This window comes from Streptomyces sp. NPDC086519 (assembly GCF_040686075.1).
GTDB classification, from domain to species: Bacteria; Actinomycetota; Actinomycetes; order Streptomycetales; family Streptomycetaceae; genus Streptomyces; species Streptomyces shenzhenensis.
In genome coordinates, this window is sequence record NZ_JBFBJL010000024.1 from 93,973 (window position 1) to 107,430 (window position 13,458).

At 67.2% G+C, this 13,458-nt stretch carries 12 protein-coding genes and 1 pseudogene; 5 read left to right on the forward strand and 8 right to left on the reverse strand.

The genetic code is table 11. The features are described from left to right. Positions 1–3 precede the first annotated feature (3 nt). The 3 genes from AB0P24_RS23430 to AB0P24_RS23440 form a co-directional block, all read right to left on the reverse strand. Positions 4–756 carry a methyltransferase domain-containing protein gene (locus AB0P24_RS23430; protein WP_365796989.1) on the reverse strand — a complete coding sequence of 251 codons (753 nt, stop codon included), beginning with the start codon at positions 754–756 and terminating at the stop codon, positions 4–6. A 63-nt stretch (positions 757–819) separates the two neighbouring features. Then, positions 820–1,020 carry a DUF397 domain-containing protein gene (locus AB0P24_RS23435; RefSeq protein WP_365796991.1) on the reverse strand — a complete coding sequence of 67 codons (201 nt, stop codon included), beginning with the start codon at positions 1,018–1,020 and terminating at the stop codon, positions 820–822. A gap of 7 nt (positions 1,021–1,027) precedes the next feature. After that, complete coding sequence (locus AB0P24_RS23440; protein WP_365796993.1) at positions 1,028–1,879, reverse strand: helix-turn-helix transcriptional regulator; 852 nt, start codon at positions 1,877–1,879, stop codon at positions 1,028–1,030. A 197-nt stretch (positions 1,880–2,076) separates the two neighbouring features. On the opposite strand from AB0P24_RS23440, the gene AB0P24_RS23445 reads away from it, so the two are divergent. Further along, positions 2,077–2,475 carry an ATP-binding protein gene (locus tag AB0P24_RS23445; RefSeq protein WP_365796995.1) on the forward strand — a complete coding sequence of 133 codons (399 nt, stop codon included), beginning with the start codon at positions 2,077–2,079 and terminating at the stop codon, positions 2,473–2,475. Further along, positions 2,475–2,979: pseudogene (locus AB0P24_RS23450) on the forward strand (hypothetical protein). Before AB0P24_RS23445 ends, AB0P24_RS23450 begins: the two are co-directional and overlap by 1 nt. Before the next feature lie 283 nt (positions 2,980–3,262). On the opposite strand, the gene AB0P24_RS23455 reads toward AB0P24_RS23450, so the two are convergent. From AB0P24_RS23455 to AB0P24_RS23475, 5 genes are all read right to left on the reverse strand, one after another. Then, entirely contained in the window at positions 3,263–4,306 is a 1,044-nt protein-coding gene (locus AB0P24_RS23455; protein WP_365796997.1) for a dipeptide ABC transporter ATP-binding protein, read from the reverse strand. Between the two features lie 26 nt (positions 4,307–4,332). Next, on the reverse strand, positions 4,333–5,370 hold the full coding sequence (locus tag AB0P24_RS23460) for an ABC transporter ATP-binding protein (protein WP_365796999.1): 1,038 nt from the start codon (positions 5,368–5,370) through the stop codon (positions 4,333–4,335). 51 nt (positions 5,371–5,421) lie between these two features. Continuing rightward, positions 5,422–6,402 (reverse strand): ABC transporter permease, encoded by a 981-nt coding sequence (locus AB0P24_RS23465; RefSeq protein ID WP_365797001.1) that lies wholly within the window; start codon positions 6,400–6,402, stop codon positions 5,422–5,424. Positions 6,403–6,523: 121 nt separating this feature from the next. Further along, positions 6,524–8,290, reverse strand: coding sequence for an ABC transporter substrate-binding protein (locus tag AB0P24_RS23470; RefSeq protein ID WP_365797003.1), 1,767 nt, complete (start codon positions 8,288–8,290; stop codon positions 6,524–6,526). A 78-nt stretch (positions 8,291–8,368) separates the two neighbouring features. Then, on the reverse strand, positions 8,369–9,358 hold the full coding sequence (locus AB0P24_RS23475; protein WP_365797005.1) for an ABC transporter permease: 990 nt from the start codon (positions 9,356–9,358) through the stop codon (positions 8,369–8,371). A gap of 559 nt (positions 9,359–9,917) precedes the next feature. Here AB0P24_RS23475 and AB0P24_RS23480 point away from each other — a divergent pair. The 3 genes from AB0P24_RS23480 to AB0P24_RS23490 are packed head-to-tail and all read left to right on the forward strand — an operon-like array spanning position 9,918 to position 13,452. Further along, the gene (locus tag AB0P24_RS23480; RefSeq protein WP_365797007.1) at positions 9,918–11,549 is read left to right on the forward strand and encodes an ABC transporter substrate-binding protein; all 1,632 of its coding nucleotides are present in this window, start codon (positions 9,918–9,920) and stop codon (positions 11,547–11,549) included. A gap of 6 nt (positions 11,550–11,555) precedes the next feature. Continuing rightward, the gene (locus tag AB0P24_RS23485; RefSeq protein WP_365797009.1) at positions 11,556–12,479 is read left to right on the forward strand and encodes an ABC transporter permease; all 924 of its coding nucleotides are present in this window, start codon (positions 11,556–11,558) and stop codon (positions 12,477–12,479) included. After that, positions 12,472–13,452 carry an ABC transporter permease gene (locus AB0P24_RS23490; RefSeq protein WP_365797011.1) on the forward strand — a complete coding sequence of 327 codons (981 nt, stop codon included), beginning with the start codon at positions 12,472–12,474 and terminating at the stop codon, positions 13,450–13,452. The genes AB0P24_RS23485 and AB0P24_RS23490 overlap by 8 nt, the downstream gene beginning before the upstream one ends. Positions 13,453–13,458 lie beyond the last annotated feature (6 nt).

Here is a 13,458-nt window from a genome sequence, read left to right on the forward strand (position 1 = left end):
GCCCTAGACGTGCCGCTGGACCTGCCGCGCGACGGTGATGATCTCTGGGCTGCCCGAGGTGACCGGCTCGCGCGCCCAGTCACCGTACTGCTCGGCGACCTCCAGGCCGGCACCGCCCAGGAATCGGGACAGGCCGTCGGGGCCGAGAAAGCGCAGGGTGGAGCGGCACACCTGAGGCCGCGCCCAGGCCTCGCCCTCGTACGTCTCCGTGAAGGTCACCCGGTCTCCCACCGGTGATCCCTCGACCTCGTGCCAGACCCGGACCTGACGCCCGTCCGCGTCGGCGAGCAGGCGCACCCGGTCCGGCGTCCAGCTCTCCCAGGCGCGGGCGGCGGGGTTCCGGGTTTCGAACACGAACCGACCGGTGGGGCACAGGGCGGTGCGTACGGCGGCCAGCGCGGCGCGCACCTCCTCGTCGCCGAGCAGCTCCTGGAAGGCGTGACCGGTCATCACGACGAGATCGAAGCCGTGGTCCTCCCAGCGGCGGGTACGCAGATCGCCGAGCACCCACTCGACACCGGGTTCGGCTCGACGCGCCTGCACGAGCATCGCCGCGGCCGGCTCAAGCCCCGTCAGCCGCCCGCCGTGGCCGGCGGCCCGCGCCCCGCGCAGCAACCGCCCGGTCCCGCAGCCGACATCGAGCACGGACCCGGCGGACATCACCAGGTCCAGGTAGAAGTCGTCACCCGGTCCCCACGGGTTGAGGCTCTCGTAGAGCGCGGCGAGCGAAAGATCCCCGTACGAATGATCGACCACCGCGGCAGTGTGCCACACGACGTTGAACGGAGGGTCAGGAACGGCTTTCTTCTTGAGCTTCTATCAACTTCGTGTCCAGGCCGGGGATTTCATCCCGGAGAGAAAGCCGGCGAAGGCGGCGGCGGGAAAGGTGAGGACGGCTCTGGTGGGGGCTTTGGAGTCGCGGACGGATATGTGGGTGGGGTGGGGGGCTACCTCGACGCAGGCGTTGCCGTCACCGCCGCCGGAGTAGGACGACTTGCGCCAGTTGTCGAGGTCGGTCATGGGCGACTCATAGCTCCTTCGTCAGCCTGTGGATGAAGTCACGCGACCGGCGTGGGTCGAGTGATGCCGACTCCAATCTACGGAAGTGCGTTCGGAACACACTCAACTGCGCCTCGGAGTCGACGAAGCCCGTGCCATGAGGGCCGTCGCGTACGACGGTGTCCAACTTGGGGACGGCGCCTCCTGCGTACACCATGGCGGCACCCACATCGATGAAGTGCTCCAGGTCGAAGGGGATCACGCGGACCGAGGTGCCCTCTGCCTCGGAAAGCTCCAGTACTCGGGCGAGTTGAGCCCGTGCGGCGGCGCGGCTGCCCACCATCATCCGGAGCGCCGCCTCGTGGATCACGGCCTCGTACGGCACGGGCGGTGCCTTCTCCAGGATGACGCGCCGCTGCATACGGTGCCGGACGCGCAGCTCCCTCTCCTCTTCGGGTAGTTCGGGAACCCGTGACGAGAAGAGCGCCCGCGCGTAGTCCTCGGTCTGGAGAAGCCCGGGAACGAACAGGAACTCCACGTCCCACTGGTAGGTGGCGTGGTACTCCAGTTCCGACAGGTCGAGGAACGACGAGGGCAGGCGCCCGCGGTATTCCTCCCACCACCCGCGTGTCCGGTCGGCGGCCATCGCTGCCAGGGCGTCGACCAGTTCCTGGTCCGTGCAGGCGTAGTGGGCCGCGATCCTGCGCACGCGCGCCTCGCTTACGCCCGCCAGGCCGGCCTCGAACTGGCTCACCTGGGCGGAGTCGGTTCCCAGTAGTTCGGCGGCGGCGCGTCCTTTGAGCCCCGCTGCCTCACGTAGTTTCCGCAGTTCAGCGCCCAGCCGCTGCTGACGTGCGGTGGCCTGCTGCCTGCGTGGCATGGCTTCCTCCTCCACCCCAACTGCCCAGAGGCAGTGACTCGTTCGAGCGTCAGATTATGGCAACGACTTGCGTGGTGCCAAAATTGACCCCTACTGTCGGTGACGTAACGCGCACGCTGCGGAAGTGCACCGCACGATTGCCGTGCGGCGATGCCACCCTGCGTAAAACCCCTTCATCCGACCGGAGTTGATGACGCATGTCCGAAGCCTGGGACTACACGCTCTCCATTCCCAACGATCTGAGAGCGGTGACGATCTGCCGTCGCACCCTGCGTCTGATCCTGACGATGCACGGGTTGATCGGCCTCGCCGACACCGCGGAGCTTCTCGCCGCTGAGCTGGTCTCCAATGCCGTGCGGCACACGAAGGGGCCGGCCGCGCTGCGGGTGCGGCGTTCCCCGGAGGGCGTCGTGTGGATCGGGGCGTGGGACGCGGATCCCGTGCCGCCCAGGCCGCCGGGGACGGGCACCGAGCTCGACGAGGCGGGGCGGGGGCTGGGGCTGGTGGTCGCGTGTGCGGACTGCTGGGGCTGGCAGCCGTCGTCCCGGTTCGGGGAGCGCGGCAAGTACGTGTGGTGCACCTTGGGGGTGGCGTGATGGTGGGGTCGACGCATGAGGCGTTGCACCGGATCTTCCAGAAGGAGCCGGGGTTGCTGACCAAGGCCTTACGGCAGGTCTTGTCTCTGCCGTTTCCGGAGCCTCGGAGTTTCGCCGGCAGCCGCCTTGAAAACCATCGACCGTGACAGTGCCGCGGTCCTCGTGCAGTTCGTCGACTCGTGCCTGGCTGACTCCCGGGCGAAACAGATGTGGAGGGACCTGATGACGGATATCCAGTACTTCTGGCGGCACGAGCTGGCCGAGCAGGTGCGCGAGGAAGGCCGCGAGGAGGGCCGCGAGGAGGGCCGTCAGGAAGGGCGTGAGCAAGGTTGGGCCGAGGCCAAGGCCGAGACGGTTCTCCAGATCTTGCAGTGGCGCGGCATTCCGGTGAGCTTCGCCGTCCGTGAGCGGGTGAAGACCTGTACGGACCTGGATCAGCTTGAACTCTGGGCGCAGCGGGCGGTGCACGTCACCGACGCCGTGGATCTCTTCGCCGAGGAGTGAACGTCGGGCCCGGCACGGGGCCGAGTGGGTGAGCCTCTGGTCGGGCCGGAGGCCAGGAGGCGTCTCCGGTACGACCTGACAGCGGCCTTCGACCTGCGCTCTCGCTGTGCTTCAGGGAGCTCCTCGAAGCCGGTGCCGCTTCCTGAGGGCGCCGAACGGCGACGAGAAGGGCCCGCACCTGGGGAGGCGCGGGCCCTTGCTCCCCTGGAGCGGACGTTCAGGGCTCGGGTCAATGGGCCGGTGAAAGTCCGTCCGTAGGCGGCGGCTGACGGAAAGGGGTGTGTCAGGCCGCTGCCTCGGGGTCCTTGGTAAGGCGCGGGGCGGGAACCGTGTCGCGCACCTCAGGGTAGTGGCAGGCGGTCAGGTGGCCGGGCTTGTTGCCGTCGGCCTGGACCAGCGGCGGCGCCTCCGTCGCGCACTTCTCCGTCGCCTTCCAGCAACGGGTGCGGAAGCGGCAGCCGGACGGCGGGTTGATCGGCGACGGGACGTCTCCGACCAGGCGGATCCGCTCGCGCGGCTCCGCCTCGACCGTCGCCTCGGGCACGGCGGACAGCAGGGCCCGCGTGTAGGGGTGGCGCGGGTTCTCGTACAGGTCCTCGCGGTCGGCGATCTCCACGATCTTACCGAGGTACATCACCGCGACGCGCTGTGAGAAGTGCCGCACGATCGCGAGGTCGTGGGCGATGAAGACGAACGCGATGCCCAGTTCCTTCTGGACCTTCTGAAGGAGGTTGACCACCTGCGCCTGGATGGAGACGTCGAGGGCGGAGACCGGCTCGTCCGCGACGATCAGCTTCGGTTCCAGGGCCAGGGCGCGGGCCACGCCGATGCGCTGGCGCTGGCCGCCGGAGAACTCGTGCGGGAAGCGGTTGTAGTGCTCCGGGTTCAGGCCGACGATCTCCAGCAGTTCCCGTACGCGGTTCTCGCGGCCGCCCGCCGGGTTGATGCCGTTGATCTCCATGGGGCCCGCGACGATCTTGCCGACCGTCTGGCGGGGGTTCAGCGAGGCGTACGGGTCCTGGAAGATCATCTGGATCTCGGACCGGATCGGCGCCAGTTCCTTGCGGCTGGCGTGCGTGATGTCCTGGCCCCGGTAGCTGACCTTGCCGCCGGTCGGCTCCAGCAGGCGGGTGATCAGCCGGCCGGTGGTGGACTTGCCGCAGCCGGACTCACCGACCAGGCCCAGGCTCTCGCCCTCGGCGACCTGGAAGTCGACGCCGTCCACGGCCTGGACCGCGCCGACCGTGCGCCGGATCGGGAAGCCGCCCTTGATCGGGAAGTGCTTGGTCAGCCCGGAGACGTCCAGGAGGGGAGTGGTGCTGCTCATGGTGGTGAAATCCCGTCTCTTGTACGTCAGTGGTGCTTGGCCGCGGTCAGGTCGGCGAGGTACTCGGCCCGCTGTTCGGCGGTCAGGTGACAGGCACTGCCCCGGCCGTCCGTGATCTGAAGGACCGGGCTCTCCGTGGCGCACCGGTTGCCGCCGACCTTCTCGGCGAAGGCGCAGCGCGGGTGGAAGCGGCAGCCGGAGGGCGGGTTGAGCAGGGACGGCGGGGAACCCGGGATCGGGTTCAGCGGGACGTCCACCGGGCCGTCCAGGCTCGGCATGGAGCCCAGCAGACCCCACGTGTACGGGTGCTGCGGGCTGCGCAGCACCTCCTCCTTCGTGCCGCGCTCCACGCACCGGCCGCCGTACATGACCAGGACCTCGTCGGCGATGTCGGCGATCACCCCCAGGTCGTGGGTGATGAAGATGATCGCGGTGCCGAACTCCTTCTGGAGGTCCTTGAGCAGGTCCATGATCTGGGCCTGGACCGTCACGTCGAGCGCGGTGGTCGGCTCGTCGGCGATCAGCAGCTCGGGGTCGCAGACCAGGGCCATGGCGATCATCGCGCGCTGGCGCATACCGCCGGAGAACTGGTGCGGGTAGTCGTCGACGCGCATCTCGGGCTGGGGGATCCCGACCCGCTTGAGCATCTCGATCGCCCGCTCGCGGGCCTCCTTCTTGGAGACACCCTTGTGCTTGCGGTACACCTCGCCGATCTGCGCGCCGATGGTGTGGTACGGCGACAGCGAGGCCAGGGCGTCCTGGAAGATCATCGCCATCTTGTTGCCGCGGAGGTGCTCCAGCGTCTTCTCCGGGGCGCCGTTCAGCTCCTGGCCGTCCAGCTCGATGGAGCCCTCGACCTTGGTGCTGTCCGGGTTGTGCAGGCCCAGGATGGTCAGGTTGGTGACCGACTTGCCGGACCCCGACTCACCCACGATGCCCAGCGTCTTGCCGCGCATGAGGTCGAAGGAGAGGCCGTCGACGGCCTTGACGACGCCGTCCTCGGTCGAGAAGTGCACCTTCAGGTCCTTGACGGACAGGAAGGGCTGCTGATCGGTGCTCGTCACGGGGACGCTCCAGAGGGGGTGATGCGGGGTAGCTGGTAGGGGCGGGCGGCGTCAGGCGAGCCGGATACGCGGGTCGATGAGGCCGTAGACGGCGTCGACGACGATGTTGGCGATCACCACGAACGATGACGTGATCACCATGATGCCGAGCAGCATGGGCAGGTCGTTGGTCTGCACCGACTTCACGGACAGCAGGCCGATGCCCTGGAGGCTGAAGGTGAACTCGGTGATCATCGCGCCGCCGAGGAGGGTCCCCAGGTCGATACCGAAGATCGTGATGATGGGGGCCATCGCGCCACGCCAGGCGAAGCGGAAGAACACGTTGCGCCGCGACATGCCCTTGGCCCGGGCCGTGCGCACGTAGTCCTCGGTGAGCGTCTCGACCAGCTGGGAGCGCGTCATACGCGTGTAGTTGGCGGTCCAGATCAGGGCCAGCACCAGCCACGGCACCAGAAGGCCATTGGCCCAGGAGAGCGGGTCGTCGAGGAAGCTGTTGTACGACGGCTGGTCGAGGATGTGGAACTGGTACACGAGGAAGTACAGCGCCAGCGGGCCGACGAAGTAGATCTGCATCGACGAGGCGACCAGGGACGCGCTGCTGGCGATCTTGTCGAGGGCCTTGCCCTGCTTGACCGCGGCGAGCATGCCGGCGCCGATACCGAAGATGAGGAACACCACGGCGGAGCCGAGGGCGAGGGAGACCGTCGTCGGGAAGCGGTCCGCGATCGTGGAGAGCACGGGCTCGCGGTTGACGAAGGAGTAGCCCAGGCACGGGGCGTTGCAGTGGCCGAAGCCCGGGTAGTCGCGGCCCAGGAAGATGCCCGTCAGCCAGTGCCAGTACTGGACCGGCAGCGACTCGTCGATTCCCATGTTGTGGCGGATCAGCTGGAGCGTCTCCGGCGTGCAGAGCTTGCCGCAGGCCATCCGCGCCGGGTCGCGAGGCACCGCGTAGAAGAGCATGAAAGTGATCGCGCTGATGATGAACAGCGTGATGACGGCGCCGAGGATGCGGCGGACGAGGAAGCGAAACATGGGGAGGTGGCTTTCCTGGGAGGGCCGTCGTGCGGATCGGGCCGTGCCGGGGTGACCGGAGGTCCGGTGGACGAGCCGAGGGTGGGGCGGCCGGTAGCCGCCCCACCTCTCAGGTGATGGATCAGGCCTTGACGTACATCTTGTAGAGCATGCAGCCGTCGAAGTTCGGGTCCATCTTCACGTTGCCGAGCTTGGAGCCGTGCAGGTACAGACGGCGCATGTAGACGTCCGGGATGAACGCGCCGGTCTCGGTGACCTGCTTGTCCAGGGCGGCCCACATGGCGTTCGCCTTGTCGTTGTCGGTCTCGGCGGTGGCGGCCTTGATGGCGGCGTCGACGGCCGGGTCCTTCAGGTGCGAGTAGTTCGAGCCGCCGTCGGCGATCGCCTTGCTGTCGAACAGCGGCTGGAAGACCGAGTAACCGGTCGGCCAGTCGGAGGACCAGCCACCCCAGTAGATGTCGAACGGGTTGGCGACCTTGCCGGTCTGGTCGTACCACGTGGTGGAGTCGATGCCCTTGGAGACGACCTCGAAGCCGGCCGCCTTGAGGGCGTTCTCCACGACGACCTTGATCTTCGCCTGGGTCGGGTCCTGCTGGTACGCGTAGACGATCTTGGTGCCGGTCTTGCCGGCCTTCTCCAGGATCTTCTTCGCGGCCGCCGTGTCGCCCGCCGGGTTCTTCAGCTTGCCCCAGACGTCCTGCGACTTGTAGCCGGCGACGAGCGGGCTCATGATGCCGGTCGCGTAGTCACCGCGGACCGAGCCACCCTGCAACTGGCGGATCGCGGCGGTCGGCCAGGCCTTGATGATGGCCTCGCGGACGTCCTTGTCGGCAATCCGCGTGGTGTTGATCCAGTACACGCTGACGCCGCTGCTCAGACCCTGGAAGATGCGGTCCTTGGCGTCGGTCTGCGCCTTCTGGACACGCTCCTGCGGGATGGTGCGCCAGGACACGGCGTACTGGTCGTTGCCGGAGTCGGCCAGCAGCCGGTCGATCGCCGTGAGCTGCTCGATGCCGAAGGAGAAGTCGAACTCGTCCGGGTAGGCGTTGCGGATCGGGTCCGTGTTCGGGTCCCAGTGCTCGTTGCGGACGAGCACCATCGACTTGTCCGTGTCGTGCGACTTGACCTTGTAGGGACCGTTCGAGAACGGCTTCTTGTCGTAGTTCTGCTTGGTGTCGTGCTTCACCGGGGTCGGCGCGTACGACTGCATCGCGAGGACGTAGTTGAAGTCCGGGCGGGGCTCGGAGAGGTGGAAGGTGATGGTCTTCCCGCTCGTCGTGATCGACTTCAGGTGCTTGCCCGAGTAGGGACCCGAGTACGACTTGCGGTAGTCCTGGGAGCCCGTCAGCCACGACTGGACGTACATGGCGCCCTCGGTGATGTAGCTGGCGAAGGCGCGCTCGAAACCGTGACGGACGTCGTCGACGGTGACGTCGGAGCCGTCCTCCCACTTGACGCCGTCCTTCAGGGTGAAGGACCAGGTCTTGCCCTTGTCCTTCATGGTGCCCGTGTCGGTGGCGAGGTCACCGACGAGGGTCATCGAGCCGTCGTCCGCGATCTTGTAACCGGTCAGCGTGCGGTTGATGACGATGACCGCGAGCGAGTTCCAGGCGTAGTAGACGCGCTGCGGGTCGAGGTGCGAGAAGTCGTCGTCGTTCAGAAGGTAGACCTTGCCGCCCTTCTTCGCGCCGGAGACCTCGGGAGCCGGGCCCTTGGAGTCCTCCGCCGTGCCGATCTTGACCGTGGTGGTCTGGGCCTTCGCGGCCTCCTGCTTGCCGCCGCTGCTGCCGCCGCTGGAGGAGTCACCGCTGCTGCACGCGGTCAGCACGGAGCCCGCCGCGGCCGCGACACCGGTGGCTATCAGGAAGTTTCTGCGCGAGAAGGACATCGCATCCTGCCTTGATGTGAGTTGATGAGAGAAATCCGGCACCCGGCGTCTTTGCCGTGGTCCTGAAGAAGCCGGAGATCAGCGCTTGGTCTTCGGGTCGAGTGCGTCACGCATCGAGTCACCGAGAAGGTTGAACGCCAGCACGAAGACCACCATGGCCACGCCCGGGAAGAGCAGGAAGGTGATGTCGTCCTGGTAGAACTTGGCGGCGTATCCGATCATGACACCCCAGTCGGGGGTCGGGTCCTGAAGGCCCACACCCAGGAACGCGAGACCCGCCTCCGTGGTGACCATCGCCGGGAGCGTGAGAGTTCCCTGGATGAGGATCGGTGTCCACAGGTTGGGCAGCAGTTCCTTGAAGATGATGCGCGCGGGAGACGCTCCCGTGACCTTGGCCGCCTCGACGAACTCCCGTTCGCGCAGGGCCAGCACCTGGCCGCGCAGCAGTCGGGCGATGGAGGCCCAGCCGAAGGCCGTCAGCAGGCCGATGAGACAGGTGACCGTGAGCCAGGTCGGGGTGTTCTCGTTGTCCGGTACGAACAAGGAGACCACCACGGGGGTGAAGGCCACGAAGAACAGCTGCTGCGGGAAGGCGAGCAGGATGTCGATGACCCGGCCGAGGAACCAGTCCGTCTTGCCGCCCAGGTAGCCGGCGGTCACACCGATGATCACACCGAGTACCACCACGAAGAGCGTGATGCCGGTGGAGATCAGCAGCGAGTTGCGGATCGCGTAGAGCAGGAAGGTGAAGACGTCGCGGCCGAGCTGCGGGTCGATGCCGAACCAGAAGTCCGGGCTGATGCCGCCGTTGGGCTTGACCGGGAAGCCGTTGTCCCCGAGCAGCCCGGGCGTGTTCAGCCCGTACGTCGTGTACGGATCCTTCCCGTACAGCTTGGCGATGAGCGGAGCGCCCAGCGCGATCACGAAGAAGAAGATCACGATGATCGCCGATATGACGCCCGTGCGGTCCCGCTTGAAGCGGCGCCACGCGAGCTGTCCCGGGGACCTGCTCTCGCTGCCTTTCGAGCCGTCCGAAGTGATCGACTTCTTCTCGGTCTCGTCGGTCACCTCGAGCGGGGCAGCCGCGGATGGAGTTGGGGGGGTCATGGTGCTCCTGGCCCAAGGGAGGGTCTGATGACTCCGCAGGGCACACTCCCCTACGGGCTACGCCGGACTTTTTCAACGCAATTCATTCAAGGTCAATAAATTCTCGGGCGGCTTGGCTTTCTCTTTACCTTCTTTGCCTGGGCTTGATCGTTCCGTAGCTACGCGGGTAGCGCGTTGTAATCGCATCGTGCTTTAGTTCGGACTAATTGCGCAAAACGGGCAAGGAGTTCGTTATGCGGACGCGAGGGTGCCGAAATGCGTACATCGGCGCGGCGTAATCCAACGTTTCGGCATCGTTGCGCGGAGATCCATTGCGTGGTCGTTGCAAGATCCTCAAGAGCTCTCCGGAGGGTCGCCCGCAATCGGGTGACGTGTCCCTCTAAAGGTCCCCATGGGGTCCTCGGAGGGCCTCCGTTCGGGGCAGTAGGTGAGCAATATCGACCTGTTTGGTCGATATTGACCGATAGCGGATCATCTGTGGATCCGTCGGCACCGATCACCTTCACGGAGGAGGCACGCCATGCGTTCAGCCACGCACGCCCGAGGGGCGGTCTGCGCGGTGGTGGTGGCGCTCGCCGCCACGGCCTGTGGGGGTGGCGGCGGCAGCGGGGGCGGCGGAGGTGAGAGCGGCGTGCTCAGCTCGTCCTGGGGCGACCCGCAGAACCCCCTGGAGCCGGCCAACACCAACGAGGTCCAGGGCGGCAAGGTCCTCGACATGATCTTCCGGGGTCTGAAGAAGTACGACCCGAAGACCGGCAGGGCGACGGACATGCTCGCCCAGAAGATCGACACGAGCGACTCGCAGAACTTCACGATCACGGTCAAGGACGGGTGGACGTTCAGCAACGGCGAGAAGGTGACCGCCAAGTCGTTCGTCGACGCCTGGAACTACGGAGCGAGCCTCAAGAACAACCAGAAGAACGCCTACTTCTTCGGCTACATCCAGGGCTACGACAAGGTCCACCCGGCCGGCGGCTCACAGAGCGCCGACACGCTCTCCGGTCTGAAGGTGGTCGACGACCGGACCTTCACCGTCCAGCTGAACCAGAAGTTCTCCGGCTTCCCCGACACCCTCGGCTACGCGGCCTTCGCCCCGCTCCCGCAGTCGTTCTTCACCGACCACGCCGGCTGGCTGGCGCAACCGGTCGGCGACGGGCCGTACCGCATCGCGTCCTACACCAAGGGCTCGCAGATGTCCCTGAAGAAGTGGGGCGGCTATCCCGGCGGCGACAAGGCGCAGAACGCCGGAGTGACCCTCAAGGTCTACACGGACAGCGACACCGCCTACACCGACCTCATCGCCGGCAACCTCGACCTGGTCGACGACGTTCCCGCGTCCCAGCTCAAGAACGTCAAGAGCGACCTCGGCGACCGCTACATCAACACCCCGGCCGGCATCATCCAGACGCTCGCCTTCCCCTACTACGACGGCGCCTGGAACAAGAGCGGCGCGCAGAAGGTCCGCACCGGCCTGTCCATGGCCATCAACCGCAAGCAGATCACCGACACCATCTTCCAGAACACCCGCACCCCGGCCACCGACTGGACCTCGCCGGTGCTCGGCGCGGACGGCGGCTTCAAGGAGGGGCTGTGCGGGAGCGCCTGTGACTACAACCCCGCCGAGGCCAAACGGCTGGTCCAGGAGGGCGGCGGGCTGCCCGGCGGACAGCTCAGGATCACGTACAACGCCGACACCGGCTCGCACAGGATGTGGGTGGACGCCGTGTGCAACTCCATCAACAACGCACTGGGCAACGACAAGGCGTGCGTGGGGAACCCGGTCGGTACGTTCGCCGACTTCCGCAACCAGATCGGGCAGCACAAGATGACCGGGCCGTTCCGCGCGGGCTGGCAGATGGACTACCCCCTCATCCAGAACTTCCTCCAGCCGCTCTACTACACGGACGCCTCCTCCAACGACGGCAAGTGGTCCAACCAGGACTTCGACAAACTCGTCGACCAGGCGAACGCCCAGACCGACACCGCCAAGGCCGTCTCCACCTTCCAGCAGGCCGAGGAAGTCGTCCGCGACAACATGGCCGCCATTCCGCTCTGGTACCAGAACGGCAGCGCCGGCTACTCCGAGCGGCTGTCGAACGTGGCCCTCAACCCGTTCAGCGTCCCCGTCTACAACGAGATCAAGGTCAGCTGACCCGGCATGGGGCGCTACGTCGTCCGGCGGCTGCTCCAGATGATCCCGGTGTTCGTCGGGGCCACGCTGCTGATCTTCCTCATGGTCAATGTGATGGGCGACCCGATCGCCGGCCTGTGCGGTGAGCGGGCCTGCGACCCGGCGACCGCCGCCCAGCTGAAGAAGGAGTTCGGCCTCGACAAGCCGGTGTGGCAGCAATACCTCACCTACATGGGGAACGTCTTCACCGGGGACTTCGGTACGGCGTTCAACGGGCAGCCGGTCACCGAGCTGATGTCCACCGCGTTCCCCGTCACCATCCGGCTGACCGTCGTGGCCGTCGTCTTCGAGGTCGTCATCGGCATCACGCTGGGCGTGGTGACCGGACTGCGGCGCGGGCGGCCCGTCGACACGGGAGTCCTGCTCGCCACCCTGGTCGTCATCTCCGTACCGACCTTCGTCACCGGCCTGCTGCTCCAGCTCCTCCTGGGAGTGGAATGGGGCTGGATCAGACCCTCCGTCTCCCCGGACGCCGCCTTCGGCGAGCTGATCGTTCCCGGGCTGGTGCTCGCCTCCGTGTCGCTCGCCTATGTCACGCGGCTGACCCGCACCTCCATCGCCGAGAACAAACGGAGCGACTACGTCCGTACGGCCGTCGCCAAGGGCCTGCCCCGCGGCCGGGTCATCACCCGGCACCTGCTGCGCAACTCCCTCATCCCCGTCGTCACCTTCATCGGCACCGACATCGGCGCGCTCATGGGCGGCGCGATCGTCACCGAACGGATCTTCAACATCCACGGTGTCGGCTACCAGCTCTACCAGGGGATCCTGCGGCAGAACACCCAGACGGTGGTCGGGTTCGTGACCGTGCTGGTCCTGGTGTTCCTGGTGGCCAACCTCCTGGTGGACCTGCTCTACGCCGTACTCGACCCGAGGATCCGCTATGCCTGAGCGGCCGTTCGACCAGGACCGGGCCATCGCCGGGACGGGCATGGGCGGGGCGATGGACCTCGCGACGACCGAGGCCGAGACGCTGGAGCGGACACCGGGCGGCCCGCTCGGCACCGGCCCTGCGGCCAGGCCCCGCTCCCTGTGGTCCGACGCCTGGCGGGACCTGCGCCGCAACCCGGTCTTCATCGTCTCCGCCCTCGTCATCCTCTTCCTCGTCGTCATCTCCCTGTGGCCGTCCCTGATCGCCTCCGGCAGCCCCCTCGCATGCGACCTCGCCAAGGCCCAGGAGGGCTCCCAGCCGGGCGCTCCGTTCGGATACGACGGCCAGGGCTGCAACGTCTACACACGGACCGTGTACGGCGCCCGTACGTCCGTCACGGTGGGTGTCTGCGCCACGCTCGGGGTCGCGCTGCTTGGGTCGGTGCTCGGCGGGCTCGCCGGGTTCTTCGGCGGGTTCTGGGACTCGGTGCTGTCCCGGATCACCGACGTCTTCTTCGCGATCCCGGTCGTCCTCGGCGGTCTCGTCCTCCTCTCGGTGGTGACGAGCAATACGGTCTGGCCGGTCATCGGGTTCATGGTGCTGCTCGGCTGGCCCCAGATCTCCCGGATCGCCCGCGGCTCGGTGATCACCGCCAGGCAGAACGACTACGTCCAGGCCGCCCGCGCCCTCGGCGCCTCCAACTCCCGCATCCTGCTGCGGCACATCGCGCCGAACGCCGTCGCCCCCGTGATCGTCGTGGCGACCATCGCGCTCGGCACCTACATCGCCCTGGAGGCGACCCTGTCGTACCTCGGCGTCGGCCTGAAGCCGCCCAGCGTCTCCTGGGGCATCGACATCTCCGCCGCCTCGCCCTACATCCGCAACGCCCCGCACGCGCTGCTGTGGCCCTCCGGGGCGCTCGCGCTGACCGTCCTGGCCTTCATCATGCTCGGCGACGCGGTGCGCGACGCCCTCGACCCGAAGCTGAGGTGAGCCGGC

Bases quoted from the DNA above. Each gene is read 5' to 3' on its own strand.
- AB0P24_RS23465 (WP_365797001.1), bottom strand. From the start codon at position 6,402: ATGTTTCGCTTCCTCGTCCGCCGCATCCTCGGCGCCGTCATCACGCTG.
- AB0P24_RS23440 (WP_365796993.1), bottom strand. From the start codon at position 1,879: ATGCCACGCAGGCAGCAGGCCACCGCACGTCAGCAGCGGCTGGGCGCT.
- AB0P24_RS23480 (WP_365797007.1), top strand. From the start codon at position 9,918: ATGCGTTCAGCCACGCACGCCCGAGGGGCGGTCTGCGCGGTGGTGGTG.
- AB0P24_RS23470 (WP_365797003.1), bottom strand. From the start codon at position 8,290: ATGTCCTTCTCGCGCAGAAACTTCCTGATAGCCACCGGTGTCGCGGCC.
- AB0P24_RS23435 (WP_365796991.1), bottom strand. From the start codon at position 1,020: ATGACCGACCTCGACAACTGGCGCAAGTCGTCCTACTCCGGCGGCGGT.
- AB0P24_RS23490 (WP_365797011.1), top strand. From the start codon at position 12,472: ATGCCTGAGCGGCCGTTCGACCAGGACCGGGCCATCGCCGGGACGGGC.
- AB0P24_RS23455 (WP_365796997.1), bottom strand. From the start codon at position 4,306: ATGAGCAGCACCACTCCCCTCCTGGACGTCTCCGGGCTGACCAAGCAC.
- AB0P24_RS23445 (WP_365796995.1), top strand. From the start codon at position 2,077: ATGTCCGAAGCCTGGGACTACACGCTCTCCATTCCCAACGATCTGAGA.
- AB0P24_RS23485 (WP_365797009.1), top strand. From the start codon at position 11,556: ATGGGGCGCTACGTCGTCCGGCGGCTGCTCCAGATGATCCCGGTGTTC.